19 protein-coding genes are annotated in these 16,861 nt (G+C 73.0%); 10 read left to right on the top strand and 9 right to left on the bottom strand.

The genetic code is table 11. The annotated features are described in order from the left end of the window. Nucleotides 1–19 precede the first annotated feature (19 nt). Entirely contained in the window at nt 20–871 is an 852-nt protein-coding gene (locus B0I28_RS22990) for a class I SAM-dependent methyltransferase (protein ID WP_219926940.1), read from the bottom strand. Nucleotides 872–1,018: 147 nt separating this feature from the next. Between B0I28_RS22990 and B0I28_RS22985 the strand changes: the two genes are divergently transcribed. The 8 genes from B0I28_RS22985 (at nt 1,019) to B0I28_RS22950 (ending at nt 6,462) form a co-directional block, all read left to right on the top strand. Next, nucleotides 1,019–1,480, top strand: coding sequence for a hypothetical protein (locus B0I28_RS22985; protein ID WP_106366205.1), 462 nt, complete (start codon nt 1,019–1,021; stop codon nt 1,478–1,480). 92 nt (nt 1,481–1,572) lie between these two features. Continuing rightward, nucleotides 1,573–2,034: an SRPBCC domain-containing protein gene (locus B0I28_RS22980; protein WP_106366204.1), complete on the top strand. Its 462-nt coding sequence runs from the start codon at nt 1,573–1,575 to the stop codon at nt 2,032–2,034. Continuing rightward, complete coding sequence (locus B0I28_RS22975; protein WP_106366203.1) at nt 2,031–2,399, top strand: ArsR/SmtB family transcription factor; 369 nt, start codon at nt 2,031–2,033, stop codon at nt 2,397–2,399. Before B0I28_RS22980 ends, B0I28_RS22975 begins: the two co-directional genes overlap by 4 nt. A gap of 4 nt (nt 2,400–2,403) precedes the next feature. Then, the gene (locus B0I28_RS22970; RefSeq protein ID WP_106366202.1) at nt 2,404–2,844 is read left to right on the top strand and encodes an SRPBCC family protein; all 441 of its coding nucleotides are present in this window, start codon (nt 2,404–2,406) and stop codon (nt 2,842–2,844) included. Nucleotides 2,845–2,986: 142 nt separating this feature from the next. Then, nucleotides 2,987–3,901: an ABC transporter ATP-binding protein gene (locus tag B0I28_RS22965; protein WP_106366201.1), complete on the top strand. Its 915-nt coding sequence runs from the start codon at nt 2,987–2,989 to the stop codon at nt 3,899–3,901. Nucleotides 3,902–3,923: 22 nt separating this feature from the next. Further along, entirely contained in the window at nt 3,924–4,628 is a 705-nt protein-coding gene (locus B0I28_RS22960) for an ABC transporter permease (protein WP_106366200.1), read from the top strand. 2 nt (nt 4,629–4,630) lie between these two features. Further along, nucleotides 4,631–5,827, top strand: coding sequence for a sensor histidine kinase (locus B0I28_RS22955; protein ID WP_106366199.1), 1,197 nt, complete (start codon nt 4,631–4,633; stop codon nt 5,825–5,827). Further along, a complete protein-coding gene (locus B0I28_RS22950) occupies nt 5,824–6,462 on the top strand; it encodes a response regulator (RefSeq protein WP_106366198.1) in 639 nt (212 codons plus the stop codon). Before B0I28_RS22955 ends, B0I28_RS22950 begins: the two co-directional genes overlap by 4 nt. 48 nt (nt 6,463–6,510) lie before the next feature. On the opposite strand, the gene B0I28_RS22945 is transcribed toward B0I28_RS22950, so the two are convergent. Then, nucleotides 6,511–8,475, bottom strand: coding sequence for an ABC1 kinase family protein (locus B0I28_RS22945; protein WP_106366197.1), 1,965 nt, complete (start codon nt 8,473–8,475; stop codon nt 6,511–6,513). A 155-nt stretch (nt 8,476–8,630) separates the two neighbouring features. Here B0I28_RS22945 and B0I28_RS22940 point away from each other — a divergent pair, with 155 nt between their 5' ends. Then, entirely contained in the window at nt 8,631–9,197 is a 567-nt protein-coding gene (locus tag B0I28_RS22940; protein ID WP_106366196.1) for an NUDIX domain-containing protein, read from the top strand. A 5-nt stretch (nt 9,198–9,202) separates the two neighbouring features. On the opposite strand, the gene B0I28_RS22935 is transcribed toward B0I28_RS22940, so the two are convergent. From B0I28_RS22935 to B0I28_RS22915, 5 genes are all read right to left on the bottom strand, one after another. Further along, the gene (locus B0I28_RS22935; RefSeq protein ID WP_106366195.1) at nt 9,203–9,859 is read right to left on the bottom strand and encodes a response regulator; all 657 of its coding nucleotides are present in this window, start codon (nt 9,857–9,859) and stop codon (nt 9,203–9,205) included. Beyond that, complete coding sequence (locus B0I28_RS22930) at nt 9,856–10,995, bottom strand: sensor histidine kinase (protein WP_106366194.1); 1,140 nt, start codon at nt 10,993–10,995, stop codon at nt 9,856–9,858. The genes B0I28_RS22935 and B0I28_RS22930 overlap by 4 nt, the downstream gene beginning before the upstream one ends. Next, on the bottom strand, nt 10,995–11,831 hold the full coding sequence (locus tag B0I28_RS22925) for a CPBP family intramembrane glutamic endopeptidase (RefSeq protein ID WP_106366193.1): 837 nt from the start codon (nt 11,829–11,831) through the stop codon (nt 10,995–10,997). The genes B0I28_RS22930 and B0I28_RS22925 overlap by 1 nt, the downstream gene beginning before the upstream one ends. Before the next feature lie 193 nt (nt 11,832–12,024). After that, on the bottom strand, nt 12,025–13,200 hold the full coding sequence (locus B0I28_RS22920; RefSeq protein ID WP_106366192.1) for an erythromycin esterase family protein: 1,176 nt from the start codon (nt 13,198–13,200) through the stop codon (nt 12,025–12,027). Nucleotides 13,201–13,346: 146 nt separating this feature from the next. Then, on the bottom strand, nt 13,347–14,579 hold the full coding sequence (locus tag B0I28_RS22915; protein WP_106366191.1) for a DUF418 domain-containing protein: 1,233 nt from the start codon (nt 14,577–14,579) through the stop codon (nt 13,347–13,349). 76 nt (nt 14,580–14,655) lie between these two features. Between B0I28_RS22915 and B0I28_RS22910 the strand changes: the two genes are divergently transcribed. Further along, entirely contained in the window at nt 14,656–15,453 is a 798-nt protein-coding gene (locus tag B0I28_RS22910) for a TetR/AcrR family transcriptional regulator (protein ID WP_219926939.1), read from the top strand. A gap of 46 nt (nt 15,454–15,499) precedes the next feature. Here the strand turns inward: B0I28_RS22910 and B0I28_RS22905 are convergent, their stop codons facing one another. Beyond that, entirely contained in the window at nt 15,500–16,615 is a 1,116-nt protein-coding gene (locus B0I28_RS22905; protein WP_146148209.1) for a glycoside hydrolase family protein, read from the bottom strand. 98 nt (nt 16,616–16,713) lie between these two features. Continuing rightward, nucleotides 16,714–16,861: sigma factor-like helix-turn-helix DNA-binding protein (locus tag B0I28_RS22900; RefSeq protein ID WP_342761239.1), on the bottom strand; the 148-nt coding region annotated here is incomplete at its 5' end.

The following is a 16,861-nucleotide window of genomic DNA, read 5'->3' as shown; positions in this document are numbered from 1 at the left end:
TTCGGCTCTCATCGCGGGTTCAGTCGGGGTCGGCGGCGTCGACCAGCCAGACGGCGCCGGGGAAGCGCAGCACGCCGTCCACGAGGTGGCGCCGCAGCTCGGCGCGGACCTCGTCGAGGAGCGCGGCCCAGCCGTCCTCGCCGAGGCGGGGGAGCAGCTGCTCGCGGGCCATGCGCCCGACGCCGCCGCTCTCGACGCTCGTGAGCCGCTCCTCGACGCCGTCGGTCCCGTTGTAGCCGTAGTCGACCGTGAAGTCGAACGCCTCGATCCGCGGCGCCCATCCGGCGTCTTCGAGGATCGCGGCGAGCCGCTCGCGGTCGGCGAACGCGGTCGGCCCGGGCGCGCCGGGCTCCTCGGGCCCGGGCGGCGGGTCGAGCCGCGCGGTGAGGACGCTCGACCCCATGCCGAACATCGGGTTCTCGGCCGCGCTCCGCCAGCACGCGAACACGAGCCGCGCGCCGGGCGCGGTCGCCTTGCGCATGTTCGCGAACGCGGCCTCGGGGTCGTCGAAGAACATGACCCCGAACCGGGAGACGACCAGGTCGAACGGGTCGCCGGGGAGTTCGGCGAGGAGGTCGGCGGTCTGCGCGTCGGCGACGACCACGGCCGCTTCGGGCACGCGCCGCCTCGCCGCCGCGGCCATCCCCTCCGAGATGTCAACGCCCGCAGCCGAAGCCCCGGCCGCGACGCTCCGCTCCAGCAGCGTCCCGCTCCCGCAGCCCACGTCGAGCACCCGCTGCCAGGCCTCCGGCCGCGCCCGCTCCATGATCGCGGCGGTCACCGGCGCGAACACCGCGTCGAACACCGCCTCGTTCTTCACCCACCAGGCGGCCCCGTCGGTCCAGTTCTGCCGCATCGATTCATTCGCCACAACGGCCACCCTACTGAAGCGGGCGCGTGCTGGCCGGTCGCCCGGTCTATCGTGGCCCCATGACCCTGCTTCTCATGGGCGCCAACCCGTGCGCGACGGTGTTCGACGGCGGGCGGGCGGGCGGTCGCGTACGCCTCGGTGTGGCGGGTGGACTGGTCGGTGCGCGGCCCCGGGCGCGCGCTGGTGCTCGCCGTGCCCGGCCGGGTTCGGATCATCGGGCCCGACCCGGAGCTGGGGCGCTGGCTGGGGACGGAGTTCAACCGGTACATCAAGTTGACCGGGGACATCGCCTGGTCGGAGCCGGAGTTCACGACGGCCGAGGTGTCCTTCGACCTCGACCTCGCCACGGGTCTGACGGCCGCGGCCGACGACGTGTCGGTCGCGATCTCCGGGCCGATCGAGCGGTACCTGACCCGCAAGGACGACTACGACCTGGGCGGGGTCCCGCATATCCTCTCGACGGTCTGGATCCCGTGCCGCGAGGCGGTGATCGCCGTCGGCGGCGAGCCGCTGCCCGGCGGGCCGCGGGTGGACGAGGACGGACCGATGTCCAGCGCGTTCATCGCCGACGCCGAGGTCTGGTGCACTGCGGACCACCCGCGGAAGTAATCCCGCCCGAAAACATGCAACAAAACGTTGCGCGTTGCGCGGATCCCTGCTAACTTTAAAAGCAACCAAAGGTTGCGCGTTAGGAGAGGGACATGAACGAGGAATTCGGGACGATCGAGCGCGAGATCCGGATCGACGCGGCGCCGGAGGTCGTCTTCCAGGTGGTGAGCGACCCCGAGCACGTGAAGGACTGGTGGCCCGACGAGGCCCAGTACGAGCCCGTCCCCGGCAAGGCCGGGCGGATCGGGTTCCGGGAGGCGGACGGGACGGTCCAGTGGGAGCAGTTCACCGTGGTCGACGCCGACCCGCCGCGGATGTTCGCGTTCCGGTGGACGCACGCCGAAGGGGAGGAGGCCGCGAAGGGGAACTCGTTCCTCGTCACGTTCGAGCTCGAACCCGTCGGCGCCGGGACGCTCCTGCGCATGACCGAGACCGGGTTCCGCGAGCGCGGCTGGACCGAGGCCGTCATCGCCGAGGAGTACGCGGCCCACGTCCGGGGCTGGGACTTCTTCGTCCCGCGGCTGCCCGCGGCCGCCGCGAAGGCCGCCCGATGAGCACCCGCGTCGACGACGACCTGTGGTCGGCGGTCGGCGACCCGACCCGCCGCCGCATGATCGACCGGCTCCTCGCCGAGGGCTCCGGCACCGCCACCAGCCTCAGCGAGCAGCTCCCGGTGACCCGCCAGGCCGTCGCCAAGCACCTCGCCGTCCTCGACAAGGCCGGCCTGGTGCACGGCGCCGCCGCGGGCCGCGAACGCCGCTACCGCGTCGACGAAGCGCAGCTTGCGCGCGCCGTCGCCCAGCTCAACGCCGTGGGCTCCGCATGGGACTCGCGACTCGACCGCATCAAGCGCATCGCCGAGACCATCCAGCGCACCGGCGAACCCGACACCGAGACCGAACGCACCGAAAAGGAGTAACACCATGGTCGACATCCTGCACCGCATCGCCGCCGAAGGCCGCACCGCCGACGACGTCTACGAGGCCCTCGCCACGATCGACGGCCTGCGCGGCTGGTGGACCGAGGACACCACCGGCGACACCGCGCCCGGGGGCGTGATCGCCTTCCGCTTCCCCGACGGCGGCTTCGACATGCGCGTCATCGAATCCGAGCCCGGCAAGCGGGTCATCTGGGAGGTGGTCGGCGGGACCCCCGAGTGGATCGGCACCCGCGTCCACTGGGACCTGCGCGACGAGGACGGCTGGGCGGTCCTCCTGTTCAAGCACGAGGGCTGGGCCGAGCCCGTCGAGTTCATGCACCACTGCTCCACCAAGTGGGCCGTGTTCCTCCTGAGCCTCAAGGCGCTCGTGGAACAAGGCAAGGGCGACCCCGCCCCGCACGACGTCAAGAACGACAACTGGTGACGCCCCGCCCGGCCGGCCGCTCCCGTCCGCGGGAGGGGCCGCCGTCATCAACCGATCGGGTATTCCCGGGTACGGAGGTCGGCGCGCCGGAAGCGGCCCGCGAGTCGATGCCGCGAGGCCCGCCCTCGATGAGGCTTGAGGCATGGCAATCATCGAAGTCACCGGCCTCCGGAAGTCCTACGGCGGACGCACCGTCCTCGACGGGATCTCGTTCAGCGTCGAGCCCGGCGAGGTGTTCGGCATCCTCGGCCCCAACGGCGCCGGCAAGACCACCACCGTCGAATGCGTCGAGGGCCTGCGCCGCTTCGACGCCGGCACCGTCAGCGTCCTCGGCCTCGACCCCCGCCGCGACGCCAGGGCCGTCCGCGAGGCGATCGGCGTCCAGCTCCAGCAGACCCAGCTCCCCGACAACCTCAAGGTCTGGGAGGCCCTCGACCTCTACGCCTCCTTCTACACGCGGCCCAGGGACTGGCGCGCCCTCATGGAGGAGTGGGGCCTCGCCGAGCTGCGGAACGCCAGGTTCGGCAAGCTCTCGGGCGGCCAGAAGCAGCGCCTGTTCATCGCGCTCGCCCTCGTCGGGAACCCCGAGGTCGCGTTCCTCGACGAGCTCACCACGGGCCTCGACCCGCAGGCGCGGCGCTCCACCTGGGAACTCGTCAAGCGCGTCCGCGACAGCGGCGTCACCACGGTCCTGGTGAGCCACTACATGGACGAGGTCGAGGAGCTGTGCGACCGCGTCGCCGTCATCGACCGCGGCACCGTGGTCGCCCTCGACACCCCCGCCGGGCTCGTCGACCGCGCCGGCGGGCCGCAGCAGATGCGGTTCACGCTCCACAGCGGGGCCGAGGACCCGGCCGCGATCGTCGCCGCCGTCCCCGGCGTCACCGGCGCCGAACGCGACGGCGACCGCTTCACCGTGACCGGCACCGGCGACTTCGCCACCGCAGTCACCGGCGCCCTCGCCCGCAACCACGTGCTCGTCACCGACCTGCGCATCGACCGGCGCTCCCTCGAAGACGCCTTCATCGCCCTCACCGGCCGCCCCCTCGACCGCTAACCTCCCCAAAGGAACCAGTGCCATGACCGCCTTCGCGAAACTCGCCGCCGTCGAGACCAAACTCCTCGTGCGCGAACCCGGCTCCCTCGTCAGCGTCCTCATCCCCCTGTTCTTCCTCGTCGTCTTCGGCGCCTCCGCCGACGCGACCGACACGGTCCTGCTGCCCATGGGCATGGCCATCGCCGTCGCCCTCATCGGCCTCTACCTGCTGCCCACCACCCTCGCCTCCTACCGCGAGCGCGGCATCCTGCGCCGCATGTCGACCACGCCCGTGCGGCCCGGGAACCTTCTCACCGTGCAGATGCTCCTCCAAGTGGTCCTCCTCGCGGCCGCGACCGCGCTCCAGCTCGCCGTCGCCGGCGGCGTGCTCGGCCTGGCGCTGCCGACCGGGTTCGCGCCCGTCGCGCTCGTGTTCGCCCTCGGCACCGCCGCGATGTTCGCCGTCGGCCTGCTCATCGCCGCCCTCGCCCCGACCGGCAGGGCTGCCAACGGGATCGGCGTCCTGCTCTACTTCCCCATGGCTTATCTGGCCGGACTCATCCAGCCGGCCGGCCAGATGCCTGCTAGCCTGGCGCGGATCGGCGAGTACACCCCGCTCGGCGCGTTCCGCACCGGCCTCGGCCTGGCGTGGACGGGCCAGGCCCCCGACCCCCTGCCCCTCCTCCTGCTCGCCGCCTACACCGTGGTCATCAGCGCCGTCGCGGCGCGCGCCTTCCGCTGGGAGTAGTCATGACGGACGCCGGACGCCTCGACCGCTGGGAACGGCGGCTTGAGGCGCAGGTGCGCCTGGCGCCCTACGTGCTCCTCGTGATCGCCGCGGTCCTGTACTGGTCCGCCGAGGACGCGGCGCCCGGCGACCGGGCCGCCGTCCTCGGCCTCGCCGCCGCCGCGGCGGCCTGGGTGCGGTTCGCCGCGGGCCGCCTCCCCGGCCGGGTCTACATCGCGGTCCTGGTCGGCTTCATCGCCGCGCTCGGCGCCTGCGCGATCTGGTTCACGGCGTTCTTCGGGTTCACCGGCTACCTGCACTCGTGGCGGTTCCTCAAGGGACACCAGCGGTTCGCCGGAGTCGCGCTCACCGCCGCCGTCAGCGTCCCGGCCTACCTCGGGCTGCCCGGCACCGCTGCCGAGCTCCTGGTCTGCCTGCTGTTCACGGCGGCGATCACGGCCCTGGTCGGCCTGTTCAGCTTCGTCGGGGACGTCACGGCCGAGCGCAGCGCCGAGCGCAAGCGCACCGTCGACCGGCTCGAAGCCGCGCTCGCCGAGAACGCCGGGCTCCACGCGCAGCTTCTCGTCCAGGCCCGCGAGGCCGGGATCATGGACGAGCGCCAGCGCATCGCCGCGGAGATCCACGACACGCTCGCGCAGGGCTTCACCGGGATCATCGCGCAGCTGGAAGCGGTGAAACGCCCCGCGGACTGGGAGGAGCGGTCGGGCAAGGCCATGCGGCTGGCCCGCGAGGGCCTGGCCGAGGCGCGCCGGACCGTCCACGCGGTCGTGCCCGCGCAGTTGGAGGCCGCGGCCCTGCCCGACGCTCTGGAGGCCGTCGTCCAGGCGTGGTCGGAGCTGCACGGCGTCCCGGCCGAGTGCGCGGCCACCGGCACGGTGCGCCCGCTGCACCCCGAGGTCGAGGCCGCGCTGCTGCGGGTGGCGCAGGAGGCGCTGGCGAACGCCGCGAAGTACTCGGACGCGAGCCGCGCCGCGGTCACGCTGTCCTATATAGACGAAGTGGTGGCGCTCGACGTGCTCGACGACGGCGCCGGGTTCGACCCCGCGCGGGTCGCCGAGGCCGGCGGGTTCGGCCTCACCTCGATGCGCCGCCGGGTGGAGCGCCTCGGCGGCGAGTTCGTGATCGAATCGGCCCCGGGCGAGGGGACGGCCGTCTCGGCGACCCTGCCCGCCACCGCACGCGAAGGGACCACCGCATGAGCGGCGCCATCCGACTCCTCATCGCCGACGACCACCCTATCGTCCGCGACGGCTTCCGAGGCGTGTTCGCCTCCGAACCGGGCTTCGACGTGCTCGGCGAGGCCGCGAACGGCGCCGAGGCCGTGGCGATGGCGAAGGCCCTGGCACCGGACGTGATCCTCATGGACCTGCGGATGCCGGTCATGGGCGGGGTCGAGGCGATCCGGGAGCTGGCGAAGGCCGGCGTGCCCGCCCGGGTGCTGGTCCTGACGACGTACGACACCGAGGGGGACGTGCGGCCGGCGATCGAGGCGGGGGCGACGGGCTACCTGCTCAAGGACACCGGCCGCGACGACCTGGTGCGGGCCGTCCGCGCCGCGGCCCGGGGCGAGGCGGTGCTGGCCCCGGCGGTGGCGACGCGGCTGATGAGCCAGGTCCGCGCGCCCCAGGAAGCGTTGAGCGACAGGGAGATCGAGATCCTCAAACTCGTCGCCGACGGCGCCACGAACCGGGAGGCCGCGAAGCGGCTGTTCCTCAGCGAGGCGACGGTGAAGACCCACCTGCTGCACCTCTACGCGAAGCTCGGCGTGAACGACCGGGCCGCGGCGGTGGCGGCGGGCTTCCGGCGCGGCATCCTCGACGTCGAAGGGCGTTGAGCCGCACGCGGTCCGACCGGTGGCGGCGGGCGCGGCCGCGACGGCGCCCTACTCGCGCCCCGAGCGCTTCGTGAAGATGTCCGCCAGCACCCGCAGCGCCATCACCGACGCGATGAGCAGCAGCGAGAGCCCGAAGAACTGGAACAGGGTGAACGTCGCGGTCAGCATCGGCCCGGACTCGTTGCCCAGCAGCATGACCGCCATGACCCCCGACGCCGCCGCGAGGACGGTCAGGAGCACCTGGTGCAGCCACGCGGTCACCGTGCGGCGGTCCTCCGACTTCGCGAAGAGCCGGAAGTTCACCGACAGCTGCCCCGACTCGACGGACGCCAGGAGCCGGTCGAACCGGCGGGGGAGCTTCCGCAGCACCGGGAGCAGGTCGTGGACCTCCTCGATGACGAGGTCCTGCACCGCGGCGGGCCGCAGGCGCCGCTCGGCGTAGCGCTGGCCGACGTCGCGGGCCTCGGCGATGAGGTCGAAGCCCGGATCGATCGCGGTGAGGCACCCTTCGAGGGTGGCGAGCGTGCGGAAGACGGCGGCGAGCTCGGGCGGGATCACGATGCGGTACTTGGCGATGATGCGGAACAGCTCGGTGAACATGCGGATGCCGGGGGCCGCGCCGGGCACGAGGTGGCGGGCCATGAACGAGCCGAGGGCCCGCTCGAACCCGGTCTGGTCGAGCTCGTCGGGGCGGCTGGAGACGCCGACGAGGGCGTCGGCGAGCGCGGGCCCGTCCTGGCGGTCGACGGCCTGGAGGATCGCCTCGAACGAGGAGCGCAGCTCCCGGTCGAGGCGCCCGACCGACCCGTAGTCGATGAGGCCGATCCGGTCGTCGTCCAGGAGCATGAGGTTCCCCGGGTGCGGGTCGGCGTGGAAGATCCCGTCGACCATGATCTCGTCGAGCAGCTCCCGCAGCAGCGCGGCGGCCAGCACGCGCCCGTCGAGGCCCCGGTCCGCGAGCGACGCAGAAGCGAGCGGGACGCCCGGCAGGCGCTCCATGACGAGCACCTGCTCGTCCGACAGGTCCGCGTGGGGCCGCGGCACCCGCACCTCCGCCTGCCGCCGGTCGTGCGCGGCGGCGACCTGCGCGAGGTTGCGGGCCTCCACGGTGAAGTCGACCTCCTCGCGGAGCGCCTCGGCGAACCCGGCGGCCAGCCCGAGCACGTCCATCGAACGGCCCCAGGAAGTGTGGCGGTCGAGACTGCGCGCGAGGCGCCGGATGATGTCGAGGTCGCGCTCCACGGTGACGTCAGCGCCGGGCCGCCGCACCTTCACCACGACGGCCTCGCCGCCGTGGAGGACCGCGGTGTGGACCTGCGCGATCGACGCCGCCGCAACGGGTTCGGGGTCGAACTCCGCGAACACCTCGCCGATCGGCGCCCCCGCGGCGGCCTCGACCAGGCGCACGGCGCTCGTCCCGGGGACCGGCGCGGCCTGGTCCTGGAGCTTCGACAGCTCCGCGATGTACACGGCCGGAAGGAGGTCGCGGCGGGTCGAGAGGATCTGCCCGAGCTTCACGAACGTGACGCCGGCGTCGTCGAGCGCGCGCCGCAGCGCCCGCGCCATCTCGGCGTCCTGGGCCGAGAGGCGCCGCCCGCGCAGCAGTCCGATGAGGCCGTGGCGGGCCGCGATGGCGAGGATCTGGAGGTACCGGCGGGTGCGCCGCGTCCGGGTGCGCAGGCCCTTGAACCAGGTGCGCGCGGGCGGCACCGCGCCCGTGGGGATCACGGCCTCCCAGATCACCAGCAGGATCATCGCGATCACGGGCGCGGTGACGAGCGCGAGGACCCACACCGCGAACGTCCCGGGCATCTCCTCCGCGGTGGGCTCGCGGAACCGGAAGGGCGCCAGGAGGGACGGGAGGAGCCCGTACTGCATGACGCCGTAGCCGCACACCGAGACCACGACCAGGCGCCACAGCGTGTACCGCACGTCGAGCAGCCGGGTCGCGACGTATGCGACCGCCGCGGTGTTGAACGCGACGCCGAACACCGACAGCAGGAACTCGCTCATGGATCGGCCTTTCCGGACGGGACGGTGCTCGACAGCACAGGCTACGCCGGACGGTCCATCGAGGGCCGCCGCGCGCCGCGTGTCGCGGACCCCGCGCAATCGGACGCCGCGGTTCGAACAAGCGCATGTCGGACACCGCGTTTACGCTGAGTCCCATGACCATCGCAGAAGTGCCGCGACCGACCGCGGCCGAACCCGCACCGGACCGCGCCTTGGAAGACGGCGCCCTGGACGACAGCGCGGCCGTCGAGACCGCGCGCAGGACGATCCGCCGCAAGACCGCCCGCGCCGTGCTCCTCGACCACCACGGCCGCGTGCTGCTCCTGGACCGGCCCGCGAAGATCCGCGACGTCGGCGACCGCTACTTCCACACTCCCGGCGGCGCGATCGAACCCGGCGAGACCCCCGCCGAGGCCGCCGCCCGCGAACTCGCCGAGGAACTCGATTTCCAGACGGCTCCAAGCGAACTCGGCACTCCGGTCGCCACCTGCTACAGCCTCCAGCAGCGGATCGCCACGGGCGAGTTCGTCGCCGCCGACGACGTGTTCTTCCTGCTGCGCACCGACGCCGCCCGCACCCCGGCGGCCACGCCGCACGCGTGGCTCGACCCCGACGCCATGGACGCCGCCCCGGCGCGCATCCTCCCGCGCGGCCTCGCCGACCTGGTGCGCCGCCTCCTCGCCGAAGGGCCGCCGCTGACCCCGATCCACATCCGCTGGTAGCCGCCTCAGGCGGCGAGGCCGTGCCGGTAGGCGTAGACCACGGCCTGCACGCGGTCGCGCAGGCCGAGCTTGGCGAGGATGCGGGAGACGAACGTCTTCACCGTCTCGGGGCTGATGACCAGGGCCGCGGCGATCTCGCTGTTGGAGCGGCCGTCGGCGATGAGCCGCAGCACCTCCAGCTCGCGCGGAGTCAGCGGGAGGTCCGCGGGCCCGCCTGCGGGGCGGATGCGGGCCGCGTACCTGCCGACGAGCGCGCGGGTCACCTCCGGGTCGAGGAGGGCCGCGCCAGTGGCGACGGTCCGGATGCCTTGCAGCAGTTGGGCGGGCGGGGCGTCCTTGAGGAGGAATCCGCTCGCGCCCGCACGCAGGGCCTCGTACACGTACTCGTCGAGGTTGAACGTGGTCACCACGAGGACCTTGACCGGGTCCTCGACCGCCGCGCCCGCGAGGAGCCTGGTCGCCTCGATGCCGTCGAGCACGGGCATGCGCACGTCCATGAGGACCACGTCGGGCCGCAGCCGCCGCGCCAGGTCCACAGCGGACTGCCCGTCGCCGCACTCGCCCGCGACCGCCAGGTCCAGCTGCGCGTCGATGATCGTGACCAGGCCGGTGCGGATGAGCATCTGGTCGTCGCACACGAGGACCCGGATCGGCGCGGTCACGAAGCCCCCCTTGCCGGGATGCGCGCCCGGATCGCGAACCCGCCCTCGGTCTCGCCCGCGTCGAAGTCCCCGCCGAGCAGGTCCACCCGCTCCCGCAGCCCCGCCAGGCCCCGCCCGGAGCCTTGCGCGGCCGGGCCCGAACCGGACCGGCCCGTCGCCACCTCCACCGTGATGTCGCTGTCCCGGTGGCGCACCAGGACCCGCGTCGGGCTGCTGCGGGCGTGCTTGAGCGCGTTCGTCAATCCCTCTTGGACGATCCGGTACGCGACGAGGTCGGCGCTGCCGGTGGACGCCGCGGGCGTGCCCTCCTCGGTGAACTCGACCGGCTGCCCGGCCTGCCGCGTCTGCTCCACGAGCGTGAGGAGCCTGCCCACGGGCGGCGTGCGCGGCTCGGCCCCGCGGCCCGGTTCGAGGAGGTCGAGGAGGTGCCGCAGGTCGGTGACGGCGCGTCGGCCGGTCTCGCCGACCGCTTCGAGCGCCTGGTCGAGGCGTTCCGGTGCGGCCGTGAGGTACCGGGCCGCCTCCGCCTGCACGACCATCGCGGTCACGTGGTGCGTGACCACGTCGTGGAGCTCCCGCGCGATCCGCGTCCGCTCCGCGGCCCGCGTCTCCGCCGCGACATGGCGGCGCCGCTCGGCCTCGGCCGCCCGCGTCGACCGCAGCCACGCCCCGACGCCCCACGTCACCGCCAGCATCACGTAGAACGTCGCGAACCCGCCGACGCCCTCGGTCGACCCGAGCCCCGCGAGCGCGAACGCCAGGGCCACGTAGACGACCGTGAGGACGCCGATCGCGGTGCGCCGGAACCGCTCTAGATGCGCGCCCGCGCTCAGCAGCGCGATCGCCAGGGCCGTGCCCGCGACCGTGTGGTAGCTCCCGAGCGACGCGAGGACGAACCCGAGCGCGACCAGCCCGAGGCTCACGCCCGGCAGGCGCCTGCGCAGAGCGAGGGGCAGGCATTCGAGCGCGAGGATCGCGAACCCGAGCGTGTCGAGCGGCCGGCCCGGCAGGTCGCCGACCTGCGTCTCGTGGCCGCGGAGCACCGGGAGGAACGACAGGGCCGCCAGCAGCAGCCCGAGGGGGAGGTCCCGGACCGCGACGTCGAGGCGGCGCCACCGGTCCGGGAGGGAACGCATCACCGGGGCAGTGTAGCGGCGGCGGCCTGGGCGCGGTCGCGGCGGCGCGTCGGCACGATGGTGCCGCGGCGCTTCGCGATCCACAGGAACACGATGGTGAGCACCGTGCCCGCGAACACCGCGTACCCGCTGCCCTCGGGGCCGAAGTCGCCCCCGCTGATCGCGATCGGGCCGGAGGTCGCGGCGTCCAGGAGCCCCTGCGGGGTCCCGTTCCCCGAGACCTCGGTGCTGAAGATCGCCGAGGCCGCGATATTCCATCCGAAGTGGAGACCGATCGGCAGCCACAGGCGCCGCGTGGCGATGTAGGCCGCGCCGAGCATCCCGCCCGCCTCGATCGCGATCGCGATGGCGCCCCACAGGGTCGCGTTCGGGTTGAGCAGGTGCGACAGGCCGAACAGGACGCTCGTGGAGCCGAGCGCGATCCACGTCCCGAACCAGCCCTCGACGATCCGCAGCAGCACCCCGCGGTACAGCAGCTCCTCAGTGACGGCCGCCGCGGCCATGAACCCGACCAGCCCGATCGCGCCCTCGGGCGACCCGAGGCCGTCCACCGTGTAGTGCCCGAGGAACGCGATGTTCGCGATGACGAACCCGAACATCGCCACACCCAGCAGCGTCCCCAGCGCCGTCCCGCCGACCGCGCGCGGCCGCCCGAGTTCGACGACCGTGCGCCGCTCGGTCTTCGCGACCACCCACCGGTACACGACCACCGCGACCACCGCGGTCGCCAGGCCGATCGCCAGTTGCAGCCACGGACTCCCGTCGGTGGCGTTCAGCCCCTGCCCGCCGAGGAAGGCGATCAGCGCGACCGCCAAGAGCTGCCATACCAGTCTCATGAGCACTCCTTCGCAGATCCGCGGCGGGGGCGCCGCGGCTGCCCTGAACGCTACGGACCGGCACGCCCGCCCGAATCCCCGCGAAGTTGACAATTCCGCGTAGCTCGCACGGGGGACAAGACCCCTGTCATCCCGGGGCCGAACCCTTTCCCTCCCTTCCGGTCTCCCAGATCCGACAGTCCATTCCCAGTGGTCACGACCTCCCTTCTCCGGCGGTCACACCGTCCACCACGCCCGGCAGCGGCCGCGTCTGCGTGATCGTCCGGACGAACCCCAGATAGTCCACCGCCCCGGCCAGGTCCGGGATCTCCATCGAGTGATCGCCGTCCGCGGCCGGGTCGTAGACCCCCGCGATGATCCGCAGCCGCACCGGGCCGCCCGGCCAGCCGTCCTCCCGCAGCGGCAGCAGCGCCCCGTCGACGCCGCTGTCGAACAGCGCCCGCTCCACCAGGCCCTCTCGCGGTTCGGGGATGCGCATGCCGCCGCGGATCACCCCGTGCCCGAACGCCAGAAGGACCGACACGTACCCGTCGCCGAACCGCTCCCGCAGCAGGCTCCCGGCCGTCGCGAACCGGGTGCCCGCCTTCAGCGCGACCTCCGCATCGGGCACCACCCCGGTCAGTGCGAAGCCGTCGAAGTAGACGACCTTCCGCCCGGACTCCTCGTGCGCCTTCGCGATCCGCTCGGCGATGCCCCTCGACGTCGCCGCGAAGTCGTGCTTCGCCGCCACCGAGTTCGCATGGAACGAGACGATCCGCTCGGCCAGGTCCACGGTGCCCTGCCCGGGCGCCGCCGCCCGCACCAGCTCCAGCGCCTCGCCCGCGAGCTCCGCGAACGGGCGGCCCGGATGCACCCCCTGATGGATCTGGAGGTGCTCGTTGAAGTCGTGCGCGGTCCTGATGACCTCGTACCGCTCCCGCAGCGCCGCCGCCGTCCCGGCGTCGACCGCCGCGACCACCCGGTCGTAGTCCTCCGGCTCGGCCTGCGCGGGACCGTTGCCCGCGAACCGCACCGGCGACACGTCCCGGCGCCCGTTGAACGCCCGCACCCACGACAGCAGCTCCGCCGTCGACTCGGTGCGGTTCGGCAGCCAGCCCGACCGCACCACCTCGTCCAGGTCCGAGCGCCGCCCGAGCACGTACGCGTCCATCCGCTCGGCGACGTTCGCGCTGTCGGGGATCACGATGATCCGGTACCCCGCCTCCTCGACCAGCGCTTTAATAATGCCGACCCGGCACCGGTCGATCTCGGCCGCCTCGCGGGTGTTCTCGCCGATGCCGACCACCGAGGCCGCCTTCGCCGCCGCGACGATCGGCCCCGGGTCCCCGAGGGGCCCGGCGTGGCCGCGGATCCATTCCGTGGTGTTCATGCTCGCCTCCGATGCGTGTGGTGTCTCCGCGGTCGAGGCTACGGAGGGCGCGACTGGCCCCGCATCTGTCGAACGACCGAAGCCGCCCCTGACGAAGGTCGGGGCCTGCCGACCGGCGGGCCCCGACCTTCGTCAGGGGCGGGCGATCAGCGCTCGCCCGCCTTGCGGGCGTAGACCATCCGCCGCAGTAGCATCTCCGCCGGACCCCGGTACCGCAGCCTTCGCATCACGTCGGCCGCGACCACCGTCAACGCCCACACCAGGACCGCGCACAGCCCCGACACCAGCAGCGGACTCCCGGAGCGCTCCGCGAGCGCCAGCCCGAACGGCGCCGCCAGCGCCAGCCACGCCACCGACTGGAACAGGTACCCCGTCAGCGACCGCTGCCCGAGCGACGACACCGCCGTGACGATGACCCCCTGCTTCTCCTTGCGGCGCAGCGCGTACGCGATCAGCCCGAAGATCGCCGCGTACCCGAGGCCGCCGAAGAACCCGGTCGTCTCGTACAGCATCTTCGCCGACCCGGCCGTCGCCTCGTCCATGTCGATCGCGCCCGCCGTCAGCAGCGCCATCGGCAGGCCGCCCGCCAGCGCCGCCGCGAGGCCGCCGACCGCGACGGTGCGCAGCAGCGCCAGGTGCTCCTGCGGCGCTTCGAGGATGCGGTGGCGCGCGGCCCACGCGCCCACCCACACCATGAGGATCATCGGCAGCACCGTCAGCGTGTGCACCGGCCACTCGGCCGCCCGCTCGGCGAGCGAGGAGAGGTACGTGGCCGCCGTCGCGGACGGGAACGGGGACACCGGGATCGCCGCGCCGCTGCCGCCGCCCGCCAGGCCCGCGAGGGCCAGCGCCGCGAGGACGAGCGTGTACGCGCCGCCGACCGCGAGGTACCAGGGCGCGAAGCGGTGCACGCGCTCCGAGCGCTGGAGCAGCAGGAGCGTGAAGAGGATGCAGATGAGGCCGTACGCGCCGAGGAAGTCCCCGGAGTAGAGCAGCACGCCGTGCACGGCGCCGAAGAGGAACAGCGCCGCGCCGCGGCGCAGCAGCACGTTCCGCACCTGCCGCGGCGAAGCCCCGGACTGCTCCTGGCGGCGCGAGAGCTGCACCAGGCCGTAGCCGAAGAGGAGGGCGAACAGCGGGAACGCGCGGGCGTGCACGAGCTCGACCATGAGGAGGTTGTAGACGCGCTCGAAGCCCTGCGGGTGCAGCTCGACGCCGGGGGCGCTGGCGAGGAAGTACCCGGCGCTGTTGGCGAGGGCGATGAGCAGGAGCATGGCGCCGCGGGCGAGGTCGGGCGCGAGGGCCCGCTCGCCCTGGCGGACGGGGCCGCGGGCGGTGCCGGGCCGCGCGGGCGGGGCGGTGGCGGTCGGGGTGGTCATGTCGATTCCTTCGTTCGGTGGATCGAGTTAGTGTCTGAAGGATACTATATGAGGGACACTAATAGGGTGTGCGATGATGGCCCCCCGCATCCCCGCGAGCAGAACGGAGGTCGGCCAGGCCATGGACCAGGAGCGCGTGCCGCAGGAGCTGGCGCGGCTGTGGCGCATCACACCTGATGCGAAGCGGGGCCGCCCGGCCCGGCTCGACGTCGGCACGGTCGTCGACGCCGCCGTGGCCCTGGCCGACCGCGAAGGCATTGCGGCCGTGACCCTCCCGCGCGTGGCCGAGGCCCTCGACGTGACCAAGATGTCGCTCTACCGCCACGTCGGCTCCAAGGACGAGCTCCTCGACCTCATGCGAGACGCCGCCCAGGGCCCCGTCCCCGCGTCCCTCGCGGGCACCGGCCCGTGGCGCGAGCGGTTGCGGCTGTGGGCGGTCGAGCAGCTGGCCGTCCTCGACGCCCATCCCTGGCTCACGGAGGTCCAGCCCTCGGGACCGCCGAACGGCCCCAACGGGATCGACTGGTTCGACGCCGGGCTCCGCACGATGCGCCCGACCCGCCTCGACTGGGGCGCGAAAGTCGGCGCGATCATGATCGTCAGCGGCTACGTCCTCAGCGCCGCGCAGCTCGCCCAGTCCCTCGCGCGCGGACGCGAGGGCACCGGCCTGGACCAGGCCGCCGCCGAGCGCGAGTACGGGCACGCGATGGCCCGCCTGGTCGACCCCGAGCGCTTTCCCGACGCCGCCGCGCTCTTCAGCGGCGGGCTCCTGGAGGACACGGGGGAGGACACCGGCGAGCAGGACTTCGCATTCGGCCTCGATCTCCTCCTCGACGGCGTGGCCGTCGCCGTCGCGGCTGCCGAAGCGCCGTAAGGAAAACGGCCCCGCGCCGGGAAGCGCGGGGCCGGTCCGTGTTCGATTAGCGCGCTGAGAACTCCTGGATGAGCGGCACGTACTCGGTGGGCTGCCCGCCGCCCTCCTCGCTCGTGGGCGTCCACAGGCACGGCAGCTCCGACTGGCACTCGGGACTCCACAGCAGCGCCACCGCGGCGCCGCCGTCGCGCATGCCCTCGATCGCGGCGCGCATGAGCGCCACCGAGCTCGACTCGTCGGCGGCCGACGCGGGCGCGTAGAACTCCGACCACCACACCGGCAGGTCGGTGCGCGCGGTGATCCACTCGGTGACGTCGCGGAACTTCTCGTACGTGCCCGCCGTCCCCGGGTGGTAGCCGTCGTTCGTGGACGACCACGCGTCGACGGTGAAGAACTCGGCGCCGTCGGCGTTCGCGAGCCAGTACTCCATCGCGTCGAGGTCGCGCTGGTCCGCGGTGCCCCAGGCGCCCTGGAGGTCCGAGCAGTCGTGGGCGCAGTCCTGGAAGCTGTTGAGCGACACGTACGGCCCGCCGATCAGGGCGTCGGGCCGCACCTCCTTGACGGCGGCGTACACCAGGTTGTACAGCTCGGTGTAGCCCTCGTAGTCCCACCGGTTGAGGTCGTCGTTCCAGAAGCCCTTGAACTCGTTCCACACCTGGAAGTACTTGACCTGCGGGTACTTCGCGGCGGCCTCGGCCGACAGCTGCGCGTACTCGTCGTAGAACTCCGGCTGCGGCGCCTCGTAGTGCTCGGGCCAGTCCTCGCCGGAGGGGGTCATCCAGCCGGGCGCGCAGCAGAGGGTCATGACCGGGACGCCCTCGGTCGCTTCGATGAGGTCCATGCGCTCGTCGAGGCTGCCCCACTCGCGGGCGCTCGAATCCGGGTCGGGCCAGGGGTTCTCGGCGCCGAAGCCCATGAGGTGCTGGTTCTGCAGGGGGCCGACGCTGCTCAGGATCTCCCGCGCGTCCTCCACGGCCTGCTCCTCGCCCCACCAGTCGGCGCTGAGGCGCTCGTGGGTGACGCCGACCTGGAACGCGGCGTCCGCGTTCTCGGCATGGGCCGGGACGGTGACCGCGGCGACCGCCAGGAGGCTCGCCGCGGCCAGGCCGAGCATCGCGAACCGGCCCCGTCGCCTCGCTCCGATTACTCTGTGGAGGGTCATGGATCTCCTTACGGCAGAAGGGATATCGCCGACCTCATGCTATGGCTTCGGGCACTCCGGGGCAAGCGTCGCGATGCGGTCGGCGGTCCCTGTCGCCGTCAGGTCTCCATGGTCTCGGCGAGTTCCTCTCTGAGTCCGCCGAGGGTGCGGCTCAGCAGTCGGGAGACGTGCATCTGCGAGATGCCGACCTCGTGGGCGATCTGCGTCTGGGTCATGTCGCCGAAGTAGCGCAGGGCCAGGATCTTG

The organism is Glycomyces artemisiae, from assembly GCF_003002955.1.
Lineage (GTDB): Bacteria > Actinomycetota > Actinomycetes > Mycobacteriales > Micromonosporaceae > Glycomyces > Glycomyces artemisiae.
Note: the sequence above shows the minus strand (reverse complement) of the source record. Positions and strands in the feature narration are given on the sequence as shown.